Annotated in this window: 17 protein-coding genes; all 17 read right to left on the bottom strand. The window is 37.7% G+C overall.

Going from position 1 to position 19001, the window contains the following annotated elements; translation table 11 throughout:
• Positions 1-276: 276 nt before the first annotated feature.
• Positions 277-1536: an RIP metalloprotease RseP gene (gene rseP / locus BANA01_RS19320; RefSeq protein WP_034677047.1), complete on the bottom strand. Its 1260-nt coding sequence runs from the start codon at positions 1534-1536 to the stop codon at positions 277-279.
• A 168-nt stretch (positions 1537-1704) separates the two neighbouring features.
• A complete protein-coding gene (dxr, locus tag BANA01_RS19315; protein WP_034677045.1) occupies positions 1705-2847 on the bottom strand; it encodes a 1-deoxy-D-xylulose-5-phosphate reductoisomerase in 1143 nt (380 codons plus the stop codon).
• Positions 2848-2868: 21 nt separating this feature from the next.
• Positions 2869-3657, bottom strand: coding sequence for a phosphatidate cytidylyltransferase (locus tag BANA01_RS19310; RefSeq protein ID WP_063254307.1), 789 nt, complete (start codon positions 3655-3657; stop codon positions 2869-2871).
• Between the two features lie 38 nt (positions 3658-3695).
• A complete protein-coding gene (locus BANA01_RS19305; protein WP_034677034.1) occupies positions 3696-4475 on the bottom strand; it encodes an isoprenyl transferase in 780 nt (259 codons plus the stop codon).
• A gap of 254 nt (positions 4476-4729) precedes the next feature.
• Positions 4730-5287: a ribosome recycling factor gene (gene frr / locus BANA01_RS19300; protein WP_034677036.1), complete on the bottom strand. Its 558-nt coding sequence runs from the start codon at positions 5285-5287 to the stop codon at positions 4730-4732.
• A complete protein-coding gene (pyrH, locus tag BANA01_RS19295; RefSeq protein ID WP_034677039.1) occupies positions 5287-6012 on the bottom strand; it encodes a UMP kinase in 726 nt (241 codons plus the stop codon). The genes frr and pyrH overlap by 1 nt, the downstream gene beginning before the upstream one ends.
• Positions 6013-6124: 112 nt before the next feature.
• Positions 6125-7006, bottom strand: coding sequence for a translation elongation factor Ts (gene tsf, locus BANA01_RS19290; RefSeq protein ID WP_034677041.1), 882 nt, complete (start codon positions 7004-7006; stop codon positions 6125-6127).
• A 122-nt stretch (positions 7007-7128) separates the two neighbouring features.
• The gene (gene rpsB, locus BANA01_RS19285) at positions 7129-7833 is read right to left on the bottom strand and encodes a 30S ribosomal protein S2 (RefSeq protein WP_034677043.1); all 705 of its coding nucleotides are present in this window, start codon (positions 7831-7833) and stop codon (positions 7129-7131) included.
• A gap of 195 nt (positions 7834-8028) precedes the next feature.
• Positions 8029-8808 carry a GTP-sensing pleiotropic transcriptional regulator CodY gene (gene codY, locus BANA01_RS19280; protein WP_063254306.1) on the bottom strand — a complete coding sequence of 260 codons (780 nt, stop codon included), beginning with the start codon at positions 8806-8808 and terminating at the stop codon, positions 8029-8031.
• Between the two features lie 55 nt (positions 8809-8863).
• A complete protein-coding gene (hslU, locus tag BANA01_RS19275) occupies positions 8864-10267 on the bottom strand; it encodes an HslU--HslV peptidase ATPase subunit (protein WP_034675687.1) in 1404 nt (467 codons plus the stop codon).
• 16 nt (positions 10268-10283) lie between these two features.
• The gene (gene hslV, locus BANA01_RS19270; protein WP_034675689.1) at positions 10284-10826 is read right to left on the bottom strand and encodes an ATP-dependent protease subunit HslV; all 543 of its coding nucleotides are present in this window, start codon (positions 10824-10826) and stop codon (positions 10284-10286) included.
• Between the two features lie 348 nt (positions 10827-11174).
• A complete protein-coding gene (trmFO, locus tag BANA01_RS19265) occupies positions 11175-12482 on the bottom strand; it encodes an FADH(2)-oxidizing methylenetetrahydrofolate--tRNA-(uracil(54)-C(5))-methyltransferase TrmFO (protein WP_034675692.1) in 1308 nt (435 codons plus the stop codon).
• A 191-nt stretch (positions 12483-12673) separates the two neighbouring features.
• Positions 12674-14755 (bottom strand): type I DNA topoisomerase, encoded by a 2082-nt coding sequence (topA, locus tag BANA01_RS19260; protein ID WP_034675695.1) that lies wholly within the window; start codon positions 14753-14755, stop codon positions 12674-12676.
• Positions 14756-15197: 442 nt separating this feature from the next.
• Positions 15198-16085 carry a DNA-processing protein DprA gene (dprA, locus tag BANA01_RS19255; RefSeq protein WP_034675697.1) on the bottom strand — a complete coding sequence of 296 codons (888 nt, stop codon included), beginning with the start codon at positions 16083-16085 and terminating at the stop codon, positions 15198-15200.
• Positions 16086-16157: 72 nt separating this feature from the next.
• Positions 16158-17060: a succinate--CoA ligase subunit alpha gene (gene sucD / locus BANA01_RS19250; protein ID WP_034675699.1), complete on the bottom strand. Its 903-nt coding sequence runs from the start codon at positions 17058-17060 to the stop codon at positions 16158-16160.
• A 23-nt stretch (positions 17061-17083) separates the two neighbouring features.
• A complete protein-coding gene (sucC, locus tag BANA01_RS19245) occupies positions 17084-18244 on the bottom strand; it encodes an ADP-forming succinate--CoA ligase subunit beta (RefSeq protein WP_034675701.1) in 1161 nt (386 codons plus the stop codon).
• A gap of 220 nt (positions 18245-18464) precedes the next feature.
• The coding region (locus BANA01_RS19240) for a ribonuclease HII (protein WP_063254305.1) at positions 18465-19001 on the bottom strand (537 nt) is incomplete at its 5' end.

Below are 19001 nucleotides of genomic sequence, written 5' to 3'. Positions count from 1 at the left end.
ATTCGGCGTATTTCGACAGAAAAATAAAACCAAAAAAGTAAATAAAATTTACAGCCATTCCGCTTTCTATTCAAGATGGGCATTCAGGCAAATTCTATTTGACCGAAAGATTTCTTTATTGTCTTTTTGGGCATGGGGCTCCTCTATCCTACCGAACAATCTCTTTTTTACTTTTTCGGGCACCTGGGGCTTCTCTTTCCTACCGAAAAGTCTCCCTATTTCTTTTTCGGGCAATAAAAAAGGGGTTCACTGAGGAACCCCTTTAAAATAGTTATCTTATAAGAAAAACCTCTGAATATCATTCCAGGTAACAACCAGCATAAGGAGCATTAGCAATGCAAATCCAATAAAGTGGACCATGCCTTCCTTGTGACGATCAATCGGCTTTCCTCTTACAGCTTCTACTGCAAAAAACATTAGCCTTCCTCCATCAAGTGCAGGAATAGGCAAGAGGTTCATAATCCCTAGGTTTATGCTTAGAATAGCTGCCCACTTCATGACATAGTAAATACCAGACTGGACAACTGTATCAGTTGAAGCGTATATTCCAACCGGACCTGAGAGCATATCGATGGAGAATTGACCAGTGACTAACTGACCGAGCATCACAAAAATTTGTTTTGTCCAAAAGTATGTCTCAGTAAAACCAGAGGTAATCGCTTTTAAAGGTGATTTCTCAATTGGACTATAAACACCAATTAGACCAATCTTTTCACCCTCGACCGTTTGCTCTTTTGGAGTAACTGTTATTTCTTGTTCTTGCCCATCACGTGTAATCGAAAAATCAAGTTCCTCATTCGGATTTTCCCTGATAATTTCAACAACATCGGACCAGCTTGAAATTTCAGCACCGTTTATACTGTTGACAACGTCACCTTGCAGGAGACCAGCAGCATTTGCAGCACCATCCGTTGTAATTTCCCCTAATTTAGGTTCGTTTGTTGGAACACCTTGTAAGAACGCAATGATAATAAACAAAAAGAAAGCGAGGACAAAATTCATCATCGGGCCAGCAAAAATGGCCATGGTTCTTTGTGGCAGGGTTTTGGACGCAAATTGACGGTTATATGGAGCTAATTGTGTTTCGATTCCATTTTCAATCGTAACTGCAGTCGGGCTTACAGTGAAAGTCTGCAAGCTTTCTTCGTCATCATCCGGATAGCCCTTAATAAATAACTTGTGTTCAATATCTGCATATTCCACTTCAACAATCCGGCAATCAGGATACTTTTCTTTATTGTTTAATATGATTTTATTAACGGTATTATCTTTGTCGAATAAAAGCCCGATTCTATAACCTGGTTTTATTTCGACAACTTCTGGGTCTTCACCTGCCATTCGGACAAAACCACCTATTGGCAGCAACCTAATGGTATACGTTGTTTCCCCTTTTTTATGAGAGAAAACCTTAGGTCCAAATCCAATCGCAAATTCGCGGCATAAAATACCTGCCCGTTTTGCAAAAATTAAATGGCCTAATTCATGGAAAAAGACTAGCGCTCCAAAGATAACAATAAAGGCAATAACTGTACTCAAACTAAAAAACCACCTTTTTTATAGAGGCTCTTTTCTTAAACTATGTTCGTTTTAGAACAAAATTTATTAAGAAAAGAGCCTGCAAAATAAATTCAAAAGCGAAAAATAGTTATTTCAAAGTAAAAATCGGATTTATGATTTTTACAACTATTTTTACGATAACAGCCTTTATAGAAGTGAAGATACATATTGTCTTGTTTCTTTGTCCACCTCATGAATAATGGATAAGTCAGGATTTATAATTATATCATGCTTGGTTAATGCCTTTTCGATCATATCCTCAATTTGTAAGAATGTAATCTTTTCATTTAAAAATGCAGCTACTGCCACTTCATTTGCAGCATTTAAGACAGTTGGAAGTGTCCCGCCTTTTTTCCCTGCCTCATAAGCAAATTTCATACAGCGAAAACGGTCATCGTCCATTTCTTGAAAGTGCAATTTACCTATTTGCGCTAAATTTAATCGTTGAGATGAAGCTAACGGTAAGCGGTTAGGGTATGAAAGCGCATATTGGATCGGTACTCGCATATCAGGTGTTCCCAGCTGTGCGATAATACTGCTGTCATGAAATTCTACCATTGAATGAATAATACTTTCTTTATGAAGAAGGACATCAATTTTTTCATACGGCATATTGTATAGCCAATGTGCTTCAATCACTTCAAGCCCTTTGTTCATCATTGTAGCTGAATCTATGGTTATTTTTGCTCCCATTGACCAATTAGGGTGATTTAAGGCTTCTTTTACTGTAACACCTTCAAGGTCGTTTCGGGTCCGATCACGGAAACTTCCACCGGAGGCAGTCAAAATCAATCTTTCTATGGTCTTATCTTGTTCACCCTGCAGGCATTGAAAAATAGCCGAATGTTCACTATCCACTGGAAGTAATGCTACTCCATTCCTTTCGGCAGCTTCCATGACAAGGTGCCCAGCTGTTACCAATGTCTCTTTATTCGCAATTGCGATGGTCTTGCCACTTTCAATTGCTTGTAAGGTTGGATTTAAGCCAACACTACCAAGAACCGCATTTACGAGGATATCAGCCGAAGGGTAGACAGCAACTTCTACAAGCCCCTCATCGCCAAAGGTAAATTTAGTTTTGGGGAATTCTAGTTTTAATGTATTACAATCATGGTACTCTTGTACAGAAACAAGCTCTGGTTGAAATTCAGCAATCATTTTTCTTGCTAATTCTAGATTCTTCCCTAAAGAGATTGCCACTAATTTAAATTCTGTTGGATGTTCACGCAAAATATCTAAAGTTTGGGTTCCAATTGAGCCCGTAGCACCCAAAATACTAATCCTCTTCAACGATCATTCAACTCCCAAATTCTACCATAAGTGAAAAAAATGTAATAATGGCAGAACGAATAAAAGACTATCAAAACGGTCAAGAATTCCACCATGTCCCGGAAGAATATTTCCCGAATCCTTTACGCCAAAGTGACGCTTAAACGCAGATTGGACTAAGTCCCCTATTTGTCCAAAGATTGAAAGTACAGCGGTTATTACAAGTAAAGATAGTAAGTTTGCATTTATGTCTGTCAATAAAGAAAAGAGGACAGCGACAATTAATGCACAAACTACACCGCCAAGCGAACCTTCCACCGTTTTGTTGGGACTAATTTCTGGCCATAGTTTTGTTCTGCCTGTAGCTTTTCCAACAAAGTAGGCACCTGAATCAGTGGCCCAAATCATAAACAAAGAGTAAAAAATATACACTAGACCGGCATCACGCGTTTCAATAAAGAAATAAAAACCGATGCCAACATAAATGGCCGATAATATCGAAAAACCGACATCTTCAAAGGTAAATCGATTTTTCGTTATGACAGTATAGGCCAATAACAATAGTATAAAGGCAATTCCAAGTTCCGTTTTTGTATAGTAAAAGGAATCTACTATGTCACTGTACTGCTCTGGATATAAAATAACCCAGAGAAATAAAACTGTTAACAGTCCATGAACTGAAAAAATACTAAGTTTTTTCATTTTTAATAATTCAAACAATCCCACTGTTGCTAGGAAGTACGTTAATAATACAAAAGGTAGTCCACCGTAAAAAACAATAGGTAGAAATAAAGCAGCTGCTACGACTCCTGTAATGATTCTTTGCTTCATCTAAGATTTCAACACCTTTATAGGACTTGAGAAAGTACTTAAATACCGCCAAATCGACGTTGACGATTTTGATATGCTTCAATTGCTTCAATTAGATGTTTTTCTCTAAAATCTGGCCATAATACATCCGTAAACCAAAACTCGGTATAGGCTAATTGCCAAAGCATAAAATTGCTTAGACGTATTTCCCCGCTAGTTCGGATCAATAGATCCGGATCTTTATGGTCGGATGTCATTAGATATGAAGAGAATACTTCTTCATTTAATTCGCTCTCTTTCAGTATTCCACTTTTATAATCATTTAAGACTTTTTTGGTCGCATCAATAATTTCAGACCTGCTTCCATAGTTAAGGGCAAAGTTTAATACAAGACCATCATTGTCCTTTGTGTCTTCCATGGCTTTTTCAATTGCATGTAATGTATGTACCGGCAGTTGGTCTTTATAGCCCATCATTTCTACTTTAACATTTTCATCAATTAGCTCAGGCAGGAAGGTCCCTAAAAATTCTTCTGGAAGCTTCATTAAGTAATCTACTTCATTTTTTGGCCGTTTCCAATTTTCCGTTGAAAAAGCATATAACGTCAGCGTTTTTATTCCAAGTGCGTTTGCTAACTTCGTTATTTTCCGCACGACCTTCATACCTTCATGATGACCTGCAATTCGCGGCAACGCTCTTTTCTTTGCCCAACGCCCATTGCCATCCATAATAATCGCTACATGTTCCGGTACCGGCAATTTTTTAACCTCTTCTATATGTTCTCGGAGTGTGGAAGAGTTATTATTTTGATTCTTCCAAAGCCTAATTTTATTAAACATAACATTGCTCCTCCAAATTAAGATAATCATTTCCTCCGATAATAGATCATGCCCACAGAGCCTGTGTTGATATATATGAAGAATGCTGATTTTTGCATGCTTTTATCATACCAAAAAAGTAAAAATATATCTTCTTCTAATTAATTTATGTATTAGTACAAGAAATAAGAATGATGTTTTACTTTCCACTTTAAAAATTATTTTAAGGAGAAAATAGTGAAAAAACCCCCTGAAAAGAGGGTTCTTCAAAATAATTAAACTTCCAAGATTTCTTTTTCTTTGTCTTTTGTTATTTGGTCAATCTTGCTGATATGCTCATCTGTTAGCTTTTGAATATCATCAGAATAACCGCGAAGGGCATCTTCGGTAATTTCTCCGTTTTTCTCCAACTTTTTCAAGTCATCGTTACCGTCACGGCGAATATTACGGATGGCTACTTTAGCCTCTTCAGATTCTTTCTTAACCAATTTAACAAGCTCTTTACGGCGCTCTTCTGTCAATTGAGGAATAGCAAGGCGAATCACCTGACCATCATTTGAAGGATTCAAACCTAAATCGGATTTAAGAATGGCTTTTTCAATATCACCTAGAATCGATTTATCATAAGGCTGAATAACAAGAAGTCTAGCTTCTGGAGTTGAAATTCCTGCCATTTGATTTACTGGTGTTGGTGCTCCATAATAGTCAATTGTAATTCTATCGAGTAAAGAAGCACTCGCTCTCCCTGCACGAATACTCGCAAGCTCACGAGTGTAAGCTTGGATAGCTTTTGACATTCTATCTTTTACAGTTGAAATCACTTGTTTTGGCATTAAATTTTCCCCCTAACAATCGTTCCAATTTTTTCACCCATAACAGCACGTTTAATATTGCCCTGTTCCATAATAGAGAAAACAATAAGTGGAATATCATTATCCATACATAATGAAGAAGCAGTTGAATCCATAACAGCTAATCCTTCTTTAATAACATCCAAGAAAGTGAGGTCATCGTATTTTGTTGCATTCGGGTCAAGACGAGGATCAGCAGAATATACACCGTCCACATTATTCTTTGCCATTAATATCACTTCGGCATCGATTTCAGCAGCACGAAGTGCAGCAGTTGTATCGGTTGAAAAATATGGATTACCTGTACCCGCAGCAAAAATAACTACTCGCTTCTTTTCTAAATGTCTCATTGCACGACGTCTAATATATGGTTCTGCAACTTGACGCATTTCAATGGAGGTTTGAACGCGTGATTCAATCCCCAAATGTTCTAAGCTATCTTGAAGTGCTAATGAGTTCATGACTGTGGCAAGCATACCCATGTAATCCGCAGTTGCTCTGTCCATTCCCATCTCACTGCCTATTTTACCACGCCAAATATTACCACCGCCAACAACAACTGCCACCTCAACACCAAGTTCTGCAATTTCCTTTACTTGTCCAGCGATTGATTTAATAACGGATGGTTTAATACCGAAGCTAGATTCTCCAGCAAGTGCTTCCCCGCTTAGTTTTAGAACGACACGTTTGTACTTAGGACCGCTCATATGAACCTCCTTATTATGTATATTATTATTATTATTAAAAAAAACTTTAAAAATAGGGAACACAACGTGTTCCCTATTCAAAACATATTTTGCGTACCTTGATTAGAACCAATTACTTTTTATTAACTTGATTCATAACTTCTTCAGCGAAGTTGTCTTCACGCTTTTCAATACCTTCGCCTACTTCGTAGCGAATAAATTCACGTACAGTAGCGCCTTTTGACTCTACGAACTGACGGATTTTTTGATCAGGGTTTTTAACGAAAGTTTGATCAAGTAAGCAAACATCTTCGAAATATTTGCCAAGGCGGCCTTCAACCATTTTTTCAACGATTTTTTCAGGTTTGCCTTCGTTAAGAGCTTGTGTAGTTAACACTTGACGCTCACGCTCAACTTCTTCTTGAGAAACTTGGTCACGTGAAACATATAATGGTCTTAGGGCAGCAATGTGCATAGAAACATCTTTCGCTGCATCTGCATCAGTTGTACCTTCAAGAACTGTTAAAACACTAATACGGCCACCCATGTGAAGGTATGCACCAAAAGCATCATTGTCAGTTTTAGATACTACAGTAAAGCGACGAAGAGATAACTTTTCACCAATTTTAGCAATAGCTGCATTGATGTAGTCTGCAACCGTTACGCCATTAATAGTTTGTGCAGAAGCTTCCTCAACAGTTGCCGGTTTGTTAGCAAGCAAGTGCGCAGCTAATTCTTTTACAAGGTTTTGGAATGCTTCGTTCTTTGCAACGAAATCTGTCTCAGAGTTTACTTCTAAAATAACTGCATTGTTTCCTTCAGCAACAACATATGTTAAACCTTCTGCTGCAATACGGTCACCTTTTTTCGCAGCTGACGCAATTCCTTTTTCGCGTAAGAAGTCAATTGCTTTTTCCATATCACCATTTGTTTCTGTTAACGCCTTTTTACAATCCATCATTCCAGCGCCAGTTTTTTCACGTAATTCTTTTACCATTTGAGCAGTAACTGCCATTAGTAATTCCTCCTTAAACTATGTACTATAATATCTTAGCCATTCCTGCATAAGATAAACATTTCTTAAAAAAAGGTGATAAAGGGTCTCCCTCTTATCACCTTTTTGAATAAGTCACTATCTTACGCTTCTTGTGCTACTTCTTCACCTTGTTTAGCTTCTAGAATCGCATCCGCCATTTTACCAGTTAATAGTTTAACGGCACGGATTGCATCATCGTTAGCTGGAATTACAACATCGATTTCATCTGGATCACAGTTAGTATCAACAATACCTACGATAGGAATGTTTAACTTTTTAGCTTCTGCTACTGCGATACGCTCTTTACGAGGGTCGATGATGAATAGTGCATCAGGAAGTTGCTTCATATCTTTGATTCCGCCTAAGAATTTTTCAAGGCGTTCTTGTTCTTTCTTAAGTTGAACAACTTCTTTTTTAGGTAATACTTCGAAAGTACCGTCTTCTGACATTCTTTCGATATCTTTTAAGCGACCAATACGCTTTTGGATTGTTTCAAAGTTAGTTAAAGTACCACCCAACCAACGTTGGTTAACAAAGTACATACCTGAACGAGCTGCTTCTTCTTTAACAGAATCTTGAGCTTGTTTCTTCGTACCAACAAAAAGGATTGTTCCGCCGTTTGCAGCAAGATCTTTCACCCAGTTATAAGCTTCTTCAACTTTCTTAACTGTTTTTTGTAGGTCGATGATGTAGATACCGTTACGCTCTGTGAAGATATATTTCTTCATCTTAGGGTTCCAACGGCGAGTTTGGTGTCCAAAGTGTACACCAGCTTCAAGCAATTGCTTCATTGAAATTACTGACATGTTATTTTCCTCCTATGGTTTCGTTTTCCTCCGCTTGTCTCATTTTTAAACAGCAACTGTAAAATTTACAGCACCGGCTGTTAAATCAACAAGCGTGTGTAATAACACCGTTAAATAATATAGCATATGTGCGAATAACAATCAAGTTTTACTTTCAAAAAAAATCCCCAGTTATACTGGGGACTACTGCTATCATTAATTAGATCTTAATTTATCAAGCTCTACTAGGAATTTATCGTTTAGAACTTTGATATATGTTCCTTTCATACCAAGGGAACGAGATTCGATTACTCCAGCACTTTCTAGCTTTCTTAAAGCATTAACAATAACAGAACGTGTAATACCAACACGATCTGCAATTTTTGAAGCTACAAGTAAGCCTTCATGGCCATTTAATTCTTCAAAAATATGTTCGATAGCTTCAAGCTCACTATATGATAATGAACTGATAGCCATTTGAACAACCGCCTTGCTTCTTGCTTCTTCTTCAATTTCTTCTGACTTTTCACGTAAAATTTCCATACCAACTACCGTTGCACCGTACTCAGCAAGAATAAGATCATCATCATGGAATTTTTCTTGCAATCTTGCAAGGATTAATGTCCCTAGACGTTCCCCGCCGCCAATAATTGGCACAATGGTAGTTAATCCTTCACGGAATAAATCTCTGTTTTCAACAGGAAATGCAGTATATGCACTATCAACGTCAAGGTTTGAAGATGTTTCTTGAATGCTAAAAAGACCATTAGTATATTCCTCTGGGAATTGTCTATCTTCCAACATTTTCTTCATACGTTCATTTTCAATTTGTTGATTTATTGCAAAGCCTAAAAGCTTACCTCTGCGGCTGACAACGAAAATATTCGCTTCAATCACTTCGCTTAGGGTTTCAGACATTTCTTTAAAGTTTACTGGTTTTCCTGCTGCTTTTTGTAATAACACATTAATTTTTCTCGTTTTAGTAAGTAAATCCATCTGTTTCTTCCTCCTAATTAACTCAGAACCATTATTAAGTTTAATTGTTATATAATTACAAGATAAATTGGCTTAAATCTTTGTTTTTTGATATTGCTCCAAGCTTATCATCAACATATTGTGGAGTAATCGTAATCTTCTCCATTAAAATATCAGGTGCCTCAAACGACAAATCTTCGAGTAGTTTTTCTAAAATGGTGTGAAGTCTTCTAGCCCCAATATTATCTGTATTTTGATTCACTTCAAAAGCAACTTCAGCTATTCTACGAATAGCATCGTCAGAAAATTCAATTTGTATACCTTCTGTTTCTAATAATGCCTGATATTGTTTAATTAATGCATTATCCGGTTCAATTAAAATTCTGAAGAAATCGTCAACGGTTAACTTAGTTAGTTCAACCCTAATCGGTAACCGCCCTTGTAATTCCGGGATCAAATCTGATGGCTTTGACATATGAAAAGCACCAGCAGCAATAAATAAAATATAATCCGTTCTAATGGATCCATATTTCGTTACAATGGTTGAACCTTCAACGATTGGTAAAATATCACGCTGTACGCCTTCACGAGACACATCAGCAGAAGATCCGCCTGAGTTTCTGCTTGCAATTTTATCAATTTCATCGATAAAGATGATACCTGTTTGTTCAGCACGATAAACGGCTTCCGTAGTAACCTCATCCATATCAATCAATCTTGCAGCTTCTTCATTGGTTAAAACTTTTCTTGCCTCACGGACAGTTAACTTTCTTTTCTTCCGTTTTTTCGGCATAAAGCTGCTTAGTGCGTCCTGCATATTCATACCCATTTGTTCCATCCCTGAACCTTGAAGCATATCAAACATGGACGGTGTTTGCTCTTCAACTTCTACAGTAACGATTTCTTCTTCTAGTTGACCAAGTGCTAGCTTTTCCCTGACAATTTTACGTTTTTCAGTTATTGAGTAATCTTCTTGATGGGTATCCTGCTCAGGAGTTGTATTGCCGCCGCCAAATAACATTTCAAGCGGATTTTTATAATTTTGTGCTTTCTTTGCCGATGGAACTAGTAAATCAACCAGCCTGGCATTTGCATTTTCCTCAGCACGTTCCTTCACTGCTAACATTCTATCTTCTTTAACCAATCTGACAGATGTTTCAACGAGGTCCCGAACCATCGATTCAACATCACGGCCCACATAACCGACTTCTGTAAATTTCGTAGCCTCTACTTTAACGAATGGGGCACCAACTAGCTTAGCAATTCTCCTGGCAATTTCGGTTTTACCAACACCTGTTGGACCAATCATTAAAATGTTTTTAGGAATAATTTCTTCGCGTAGTTTTTCGTTTAACAAACCTCGTCTATATCGATTTCTCAACGCAACTGCAACTGCTTTTTTTGCGTCCTTCTGACCTATTATATATTGATCCAGTCTCTCAACAATTTGACGCGGTGTTAGGTTATCTGTTTTAGCCATTGTAGGTTCCCTCCCGTTAGAGCTCTTCCACGATAATGTTGTGGTTTGTATATACACAAATTTCAGCAGCTATTTCTAAAGAAGCCTTTGCAATTTCTTTTGCAGTAAGATGGTCACCTGCATATTTCTTTAGAGATCGTCCAGCTGCAAGTGCATAATTCCCACCTGATCCAATTGCTAGAATTCCATCGTCAGGTTCAATAACTTCTCCTGTACCTGATACGAGAAGTAAATCCTCTTTATTCATGACGATTAACATCGCTTCTAACTTTCTAAGAACCTTATCACTTCTCCATTGTTTCGCTAGCTCCACTGCAGCTCGTTGGAGGTTACCATTGTATTCTTCTAATTTGCCTTCAAACATTTCAAAAAGAGTGAAAGCGTCGGCTACAGATCCGGCAAACCCAGCTAATACTCTTCCATTAAATATTTTTCTAACCTTTTTTGCTGTGTGCTTCATCACTACTGCATTACCAAATGTGACTTGACCATCACCAGACATTGAACATTGACCATTATGATGGATTGCAAATATCGTCGTGGCATGAAATTCGTTCATCATTTTTCCTCCTCTTGCAAATTCATTAGCAAACCTATGTAACAAGAGATTGTCTTAAGTAGACAAGTGCATTACACTAGAAATAGTATGAAAACTTTATTCATTTATTCCCTTTTATAAATGGGTATATACGTTCAATTGCTTCCACTAGTCCTCACTTGTTCACCCATGAACAAAAGAATTTTACACTGAGCATATTGGGGTTGTCCAATTGTTTATTGTGATTAAGTTTGTTTCCATTGTAAATGGTAGTTAACGAAAGTTAATAAAACAGTCACATTTATTAATATGTCAACCTCACAAAGGCTACTAAAGCGTAACATACTTCTTAATCCCTTGCAATAAATTTTACAAAACTTTCACAAAGTTCTGAATTGTTTCCAACGCTCTGTTTGCATGTTGCATATTACGTTCCTGTTTTCCCTTAATTTTTTCAGGTAAATCTGGAAACAGTCCAAAATTAGCATTCATTGGCTGAAAATTCTTTGCGTTTGCAGTGGTAATATAGCGTGCCATACTTCCAATTGCTGTTTCAACAGGAAACTCAACAGGATCTTCTCCCATAGCTAATCTAGCAGCATTTATTCCGGCAGCTAGTCCACTTGCAGCAGATTCAACATATCCTTCTACACCCGTCATTTGGCCAGCAAAAAATAAATTTTCACGCTCCCTAAATTGATAAGAAGCTTTAAGTACCTTTGGTGAATTGATAAAAGTATTACGGTGCATAACCCCGTAACGGACAATTTCTACATTTTCAAGTCCAGGTATTAACTGAATTACCTCTTTTTGCGGACCCCATTTTAAATGTGTCTGGAATCCTACGATATTATAAAGAGTTCCTGCTGCGTCGTCTTGACGTAATTGTACCACCGCAAAAGGTCTTTTCCCTGTTTTCGGATCTTCTAAACCAACTGGCTTTAACGGACCAAATAACATGGTTTTCTTTCCTCTTTGGGCCATAACTTCAATTGGCATACAGCCTTCAAAAAAGATTTCCTTTTCAAATTCCTTTAATGGAACTGTTTCCGCTGCAACTAGTGCTTCATAAAACGTGTTAAACTCTTCTTCCGTCATTGGACAATTTAAATAGGCAGCTTCGCCTTTATCATATCTTGATTTTAAATAAACCTTATCCATATTAATGCTATCTTTTTCAAGGATAGGTGCTGCGGCATCATAAAAATATAGATAATCCTCACCAGTTAAAGATTTTAATTTATTCGATAACTCAGGACTTGTTAATGGTCCTGTTGCAATAATCGTTATTCCCTCAGGAATTTCTGTTACTTCTTCATTTATGACCGTAACATTTTCATGGTTTTTAACCATTTCTGTCACTTTAGCTGCAAACTCATGACGATCTACTGCTAAAGCACCTCCTGCAGGGACCGAGCATGCATCAGCGGCAGCAATGATAACAGAGTCAAGTAATCTCATTTCTTCCTTCAATACACCGACTGCATTTGTTAAGGTATTTGCTCGTAAGGAATTGCTGCATACTAGTTCTGCAAATTTATCAGTATGATGGGCAGGTGTCTGTTTAACTGGTCTCATTTCATAAAGACGAACCTTTACACCACGTTTGGCAATTTGCCAAGCAGCTTCACTTCCAGCTAAACCAGCACCAATTACATTTATTGTTACATCGTTCATGTATTTACCTCCTGATTTTTCAAAGCTTAAGCACCATGAATCTAGCTTTACTTTTTACTATGTTTACTTTTCCCTCTTTTTAGCCCATCTTGCATTGTACTATACGAATCAAAAACAAAAAAGTTTTATGTTTCAATAAAAAGTGATGGGGTCATTAAAAAAAAGTGAAAAGGGAGAGCTTGTGCTCACCCTTAACTTTGTGGTTCTTCTTTGTAATCACATTCAATACATTGCACTTGAACGCCTTTTTTCAATTTCTTTTCAACCAGTGGACCTTCGCACTTTGGACAATTTCGTGGTAATGGTTTATCCCATGAGATAAAGTCACATTCTGGAAATCTGTTACACCCGTAAAAGATTCTCTTTTTCTTGCTCTTACGTTCAATTATACTGCCTTCTTTACATTTAGGACATGTAACGCCTATTTCCTTTACAATTGCTTTTGTATTTCTGCAATCCGGAAAATTACTACATGCCATGAATTTACCGTATCTGCCCATTTTGAAAACCATTGGGTTAGAGCATAGTTCACAATCCTCACCAGCAGGCTCATCTTTTATCTCAACAGATTGCATTTCCTCTTCGGCTTTGGCCAAATGCTTTTCAAAATCTTGATAAAATTCATCAATGATTTCAACCCAGCGGACTTTACCTTCTTCCACATTATCTAAATCCTGTTCCATTTTGGCAGTAAAGTCAACATTAAGAATATCAGGGAAGAATTCGAGCATTAATTCATTACAGATTTCCCCTAGCTCAGTGGGAACAAAACGTTTATTATCTAATGCCACATACCCTCGTTTTTGTATCGTATCCAATGTTGGCGCATAGGTAGATGGTCTGCCAATCCCTAATTCCTCAAGTGTTCTAACTAACCTAGCTTCAGTATAGCGCGGCGGCGGCTGAGTAAAATGCTGTTTCGGTTCTATATCCTTTTTGAAGACCTCGTCGCCCTCTTTAAGATCCGGCAGCATTTTATTCTTTTCTTCCACTTGATCGTCTGTTCCCTCTACATAGATTTTCATAAAACCAGGAAACTTTATCTTTGAACCATTTGCCCGGAAAAGTACATTCCCATTTTGAAGATCTACACTCATTGTATCCATAACAGCCTGTGCCATTTGACTTGCCAAGAATCTTTCCCAAATTAGCTTATAAAGCCGCAATTGGTCTCTTGATAAGTATTGTTTCACACTATTTGGATCACGGAAAGTACTTGTTGGACGAATCGCTTCGTGAGCATCTTGAGTATTGGCGTTTTGTTTTTTTTCTTTTCGCTCATCTTCTTTTAAAAAGTTCTCACCGAATTCTTTTTGAATATATTCTGCTGCTTCTTTCTGTGCTACCTCTGAAATCCTGGTTGAGTCCGTTCTCATATAAGTAATAAGACCAACTGTTCCTTCTGCCCCTAGCTCAATTCCTTCATATAATTGCTGAGCTAACATCATGGTTTTTTTAGCACGGAAATTAAGTTTCCTTGCAGCTTCCTGCTGCAAGGAAGAGGTAATAAAAGCTGGTGATGGGTTTCTTTTTCGTTCCTTTTTGGTAACAGCAACGACTTTAAACTTATCACCCTTCATTTGCTTCAAAATAGCCTCAACATCTTGTTCCGATTTAAGTTCTACTTTTTCTTTATTCGCCAGTGCATGGAAAGAGGCACTAAAATGATCCTTCCCCTTAAGCAATTCACTCTCGATTGTCCAATATTCTTCAGGCACAAAAGCCTTAATTTCTTTTTCCCGATCAATAATTAATCGGACCGCAATGGATTGAACTCGTCCAGCACTTAATCCTTTTTTTACTTTTTTCCAAAGTAGCGGACTAATGTTATAACCAACAAGACGATCCAGAACCCTTCTGGCTTGCTGCGCATCAACCAAATCCATGTTGATTGGGCGGGGGTGCTTAAAGGACTCTTTAATTGCGTCCTTTGTTATCTCATTAAAGACCACCCGGCAATCGGATTTTATATCAACATCCAAGCTATGTGCCAAATGCCAAGCAATTGCTTCCCCTTCGCGATCCGGGTCGGCCGCGAGAAAGACTTTCTTGGCTTTTTTTGCTGCTGTCTTTAATTCTTTTAATACTGGCCCTTTTCCGCGAATCGTAATGTATTTGGGTTCAAAGTTCGTTTCTTTAGAGACTCCCATTTGGCTTCGCGGCAAATCACGTATATGTCCCATGGATGCCTTAACTTTATATTTATTACCTAAATAACGTTCGATCGTTTTCGCTTTTGCTGGTGATTCTACAATTACCAGAAACTCTGCCATGCAAATAATCCTCCTCAAGGGGATATAAGAAATGTGAAAGCACTCTGAAAAATAATCAGCCTGCTTACAATTTGAGAAGTTTTCCTAAATTCCAAATTTCTCAATTCGGATCTGTGAAAATACTTTACAAAAATGCCTTATCCCTAAATTTATCAATTTATATAATCATTCCTAAGAAAAGTGGATAGTATATCTTCATGAATACCTCTTATTTTTAAACAAATAACTGTTGATGTCAATGATATCGAAACCGTTTACAACTAGTTAATGATAATAATACGCCAAAATATTCCTATTTACACATTCTTTTTTTCGAATATCTGTTGGAAAATGTATAACATATTAGAAATAATTTCAAGCTTTTTAAGCATTATTCTCCAAGAATATAGAAAAAACCTTTAAAAAACTACTGATTCATCGATATTGTTTTTGACAATTATGGTTATAAGTGAAGTTCTTCTAGTATATCCTCACTGCTCATGACTAGCTTTGCTCCCTGCTTGATGAGGTCATTTGTACCTAGTGAATGTTGACTAAATATGCTCCCAGGTAGTGAAAATACCTCTCTCCCTTCATGTACAGCATAGTTAGCGGTAATGAGGGATCCGCTTTTTCTTTTTGCTTCTATTATAAATGTACCATTTGATAATCCGCTGATGATTCTATTGCGTGCTGGGAAATGCCATCGCAATGGTTTCGTATCCGGTGGATACTCGGAAATTACCAGCTGTGATTTCATCATTTCCTTTGCTAATTCAGCATTCTCCTTTGGATAGATATGATACAATCCTCCTGCTATAACTGCAATGGTTTTGCCTCCATTTTTCATTGCACATTCATGTGCAAGTGTATCTATACCTCTGGCTAAACCACTTACAATCGCTACACCCTTTTCGATTAATGGAGGAAACAAAACAGATATGGCATTCTTGCCATATTGAGTTGCTTCTCTGGAGCCAACCACTGCCAGCTTTGGCTGTTTTTCTAGTAATGTTAGATCTCCTTTTATAAATAATACCCATGGCGGCTGATATATTTCTTTTAACAGACTAGGATAATTTTCATCAAAGATTGTAATTACCTTAATGTTATTTTTTTCGTATTCCTCGATTTGTTGGGAAATGTACTGAAGTTGATTCGATGTTATGGAAGGGGAACTTTTTATGATAGTGTTTGTTGAGGGTGGGAATAGATTATATTGGAAGAATCGTTGTTCATCATGTATAGCTGTTTGAAGAGAAGGGTCTTTTTTTATGAATTGCAAAACTGTATTCCAGGTCATTCCTGAATGGTGGAGCAGAGCAACAAGTCTTTCTCTAAAATCATCCATTAATAAGCCTCCATTATTAAAAAAATAAATAAGAAATAGTCCCTCTGTAAAAAGGGACTATTTCTACTATTCTTAGTGTGTTTTACACTTATCGTATATACCTTGTTCTTTTAGAACTTCAATTAACGTTTCACCCATAACAGATGGTGTATCTGCCACTTTAATTCCGCATTCATTCATAACACGGATCTTTTCATCAGCAGTTCCTTTACCACCTGAAATAATCGCACCAGCATGGCCCATACGCTTTCCTGGAGGAGCAGTGCGACCACCGATAAATCCAACAACAGGTTTAGTCATATTTGCTTTAACCCATTCAGCTGCTTCTTCTTCAGCCGTTCCGCCGATTTCACCAATCATGATAACAGCATATGTCTCTGGATCTTCATTAAATGCTTTTAATACATCGATGAAGTTTGTACCATTTACAGGGTCTCCGCCAATTCCAACAGCAGTAGTCTGACCGATTCCTGCTTGTGTTAACTGGTGAACAGCTTCATAGGTTAATGTTCCAGAACGAGAAACAACCCCAACATGACCTTTTGTATGAATGTAGCCTGGCATGATACCAATCTTACATTCGTCAGCTGTAATAACACCTGGGCAGTTTGGACCAACTAAACGGGTCTTCTTGCCTTCCATATAACGCTTTACTTTTACCATATCCAAAACTGGGATATGCTCCGTAATACAGATCGCTAAATCTAATTCAGCATCAACAGCTTCGATGATAGCATCCGCAGCAAATGGCGCTGGAACGTAGATAACAGAAGCAGTAGCGCCTGTAGCTGCAACAGCTTCACTCACTGTATTAAATACCGGTACACCTTCAACTTCCATGCCGCCTTTACCTGGAGTGGTTCCAGCTACAATTTGTGTTCCGTATTCTAACATTTGTTTTGTATGAAAAAGGGCAGTTGAACCTGTAATCCCTTGAACAATAACCTTCGTATCTTTATTAATAAAAACGCTCACGTTAATTCCCCTTTCTTTCGATCCTATTTCACAAGTGAAACGATTTTTTGTGCACCGTCAGCCATTGATTCTGCAGGAGTGATGGCTAAACCAGACTCAGCAAGAATTTTCTTACCTAAATCAACGTTTGTTCCCTCAAGTCTAACAACAAGAGGTACGCTTAGTTGAACCTGCTTAGCAGCCTCGACTACACCCTCAGCAATGACATCACATTTCATGATTCCGCCAAAGATATTAACAAAAATACCTTTTACGTTTGGATCAGAAAGGATAATTTTGAATGCTTCTGTAACCTTCTCAGCTGTAGCGCCGCCCCCAACATCAAGGAAGTTCGCTGGGTCTCCGCCATAATGCTTAACGATATCCATTGTTGCCATAGCAAGTCCGGCACCATTTACCATACAGCCGATATTTCCATCTAAAGAAATATAGCTTAAATCATATTTAGAAGCTTCGATTTCCTTTGGATCTTCTTCCTCAAGGTCACGGTAAGCGAGCACGTCTTTTTGACGATATAAAGCATTTGAATCAAAGTTTAACTTTGCGTCAAGCGCCATTACTTTACCATCGCCTGTAACAACCAATGGGTTGATTTCAGCAATCGAGCAATCCTTTTCGATATAAGCATTATATAAGCCCATCATAAATTTAACTGCTTGATTCACAAGCTCTTTTGGAATGTTGATATTGAATGCAATTCGGCGCGCCTGATAAGGCATTAAGCCTAGAACCGGATCAATTTCTTCTTTGAAGATTTTCTCCGGAGTTTTTTCAGCTACTTCTTCAATTTCTGTTCCGCCTTCTTCAGAAGCCATGAGTACAACTTTTGAAGTAGCACGATCTAATACAAGACCAACGTAATATTCTTTTTTGATGTCGCAGCCTTCTTCAATTAAAAGACGCTTTACTTCTTTACCTTCTGGGCCTGTTTGGTGTGTAACCAACGTTTTCCCTAGGATTTCACTCGCATATGTACGAACTTCATCAAGGTTTTTAGCAACTTTAACACCGCCGGCTTTCCCCCTGCCGCCAGCATGAATTTGCGCCTTAACCACACATACTTGTGTGCCTAATTCCTTTGCAGCTTCAACAGCTTCTTCAACAGTGAAAGCCACTTTTCCATTAGGAACACTTACCCCGTATTTTCTGAGGATTTCTTTCCCCTGATACTCATGGATATTCATTTCCCATCCTCCTATCAAACTCTTCAAAAAATTGACTCCGTTTTCATTTTATATAATGACTGAAACCTTGTCCACAGTTATGCACAAAAAAATTATATTCCTCATAATATTATGAATTGTTAAATCCAGCAATTAAAGCGCTTTCATAAATAAAAAAACCAAATAATGACAACTTAATGTTTTCTAACAATAACAAAACAAGCATAAAAAGCTTGTCTTGTTATTTATCCATCACCCATTCTTTTACAGGTGCAAAGCTCTTTCGATGATAAGGGGTAATGCCATGACTTTGAATAGCGTGTATATGTTCCTTTGTACCATACCCCATGTTTTGTTGAAAACCATATTCAGGAAATTGCGTTGATAATTCCACCATTAATCGATCTCTAGCAACTTTTGCTACTATCGAAGCAGCTGCTATAGACACACTTTTTGCGTCCCCTTTAATGATAGAATCCACCATAAAAGGTGTTTCAAGTTTCATTGCGTCTATAAGCAAAACCTCTGGTTGGGGGCTTAAAGAAGCAATTGCAGCAAGCATAGCTTTTTTTGTTGCCTCATAAATATTGACACGATCAATTTCAGCAGCGTCAATCTTTGCCACACTAACTGCTAACGCTTCACGTCTAATGATTTCATCATATTCATTGCGCTTTTTTTCGGAAATTTTTTTTGAATCATCAATACCTGGCAAATAAAAATCCTCAGGCAAAATAACGGCGGCTGCCACAACTGGTCCGGCTAGCGGACCCCTGCC

This window comes from Neobacillus niacini NBRC 15566, assembly GCF_001591505.1.
GTDB lineage: Bacteria > Bacillota > Bacilli > Bacillales > Cytobacillaceae > Neobacillus > Neobacillus niacini.
The sequence above is the reverse complement of the archived record's forward strand: the minus strand, read 5'-3'. Positions and strand labels throughout refer to the sequence as shown.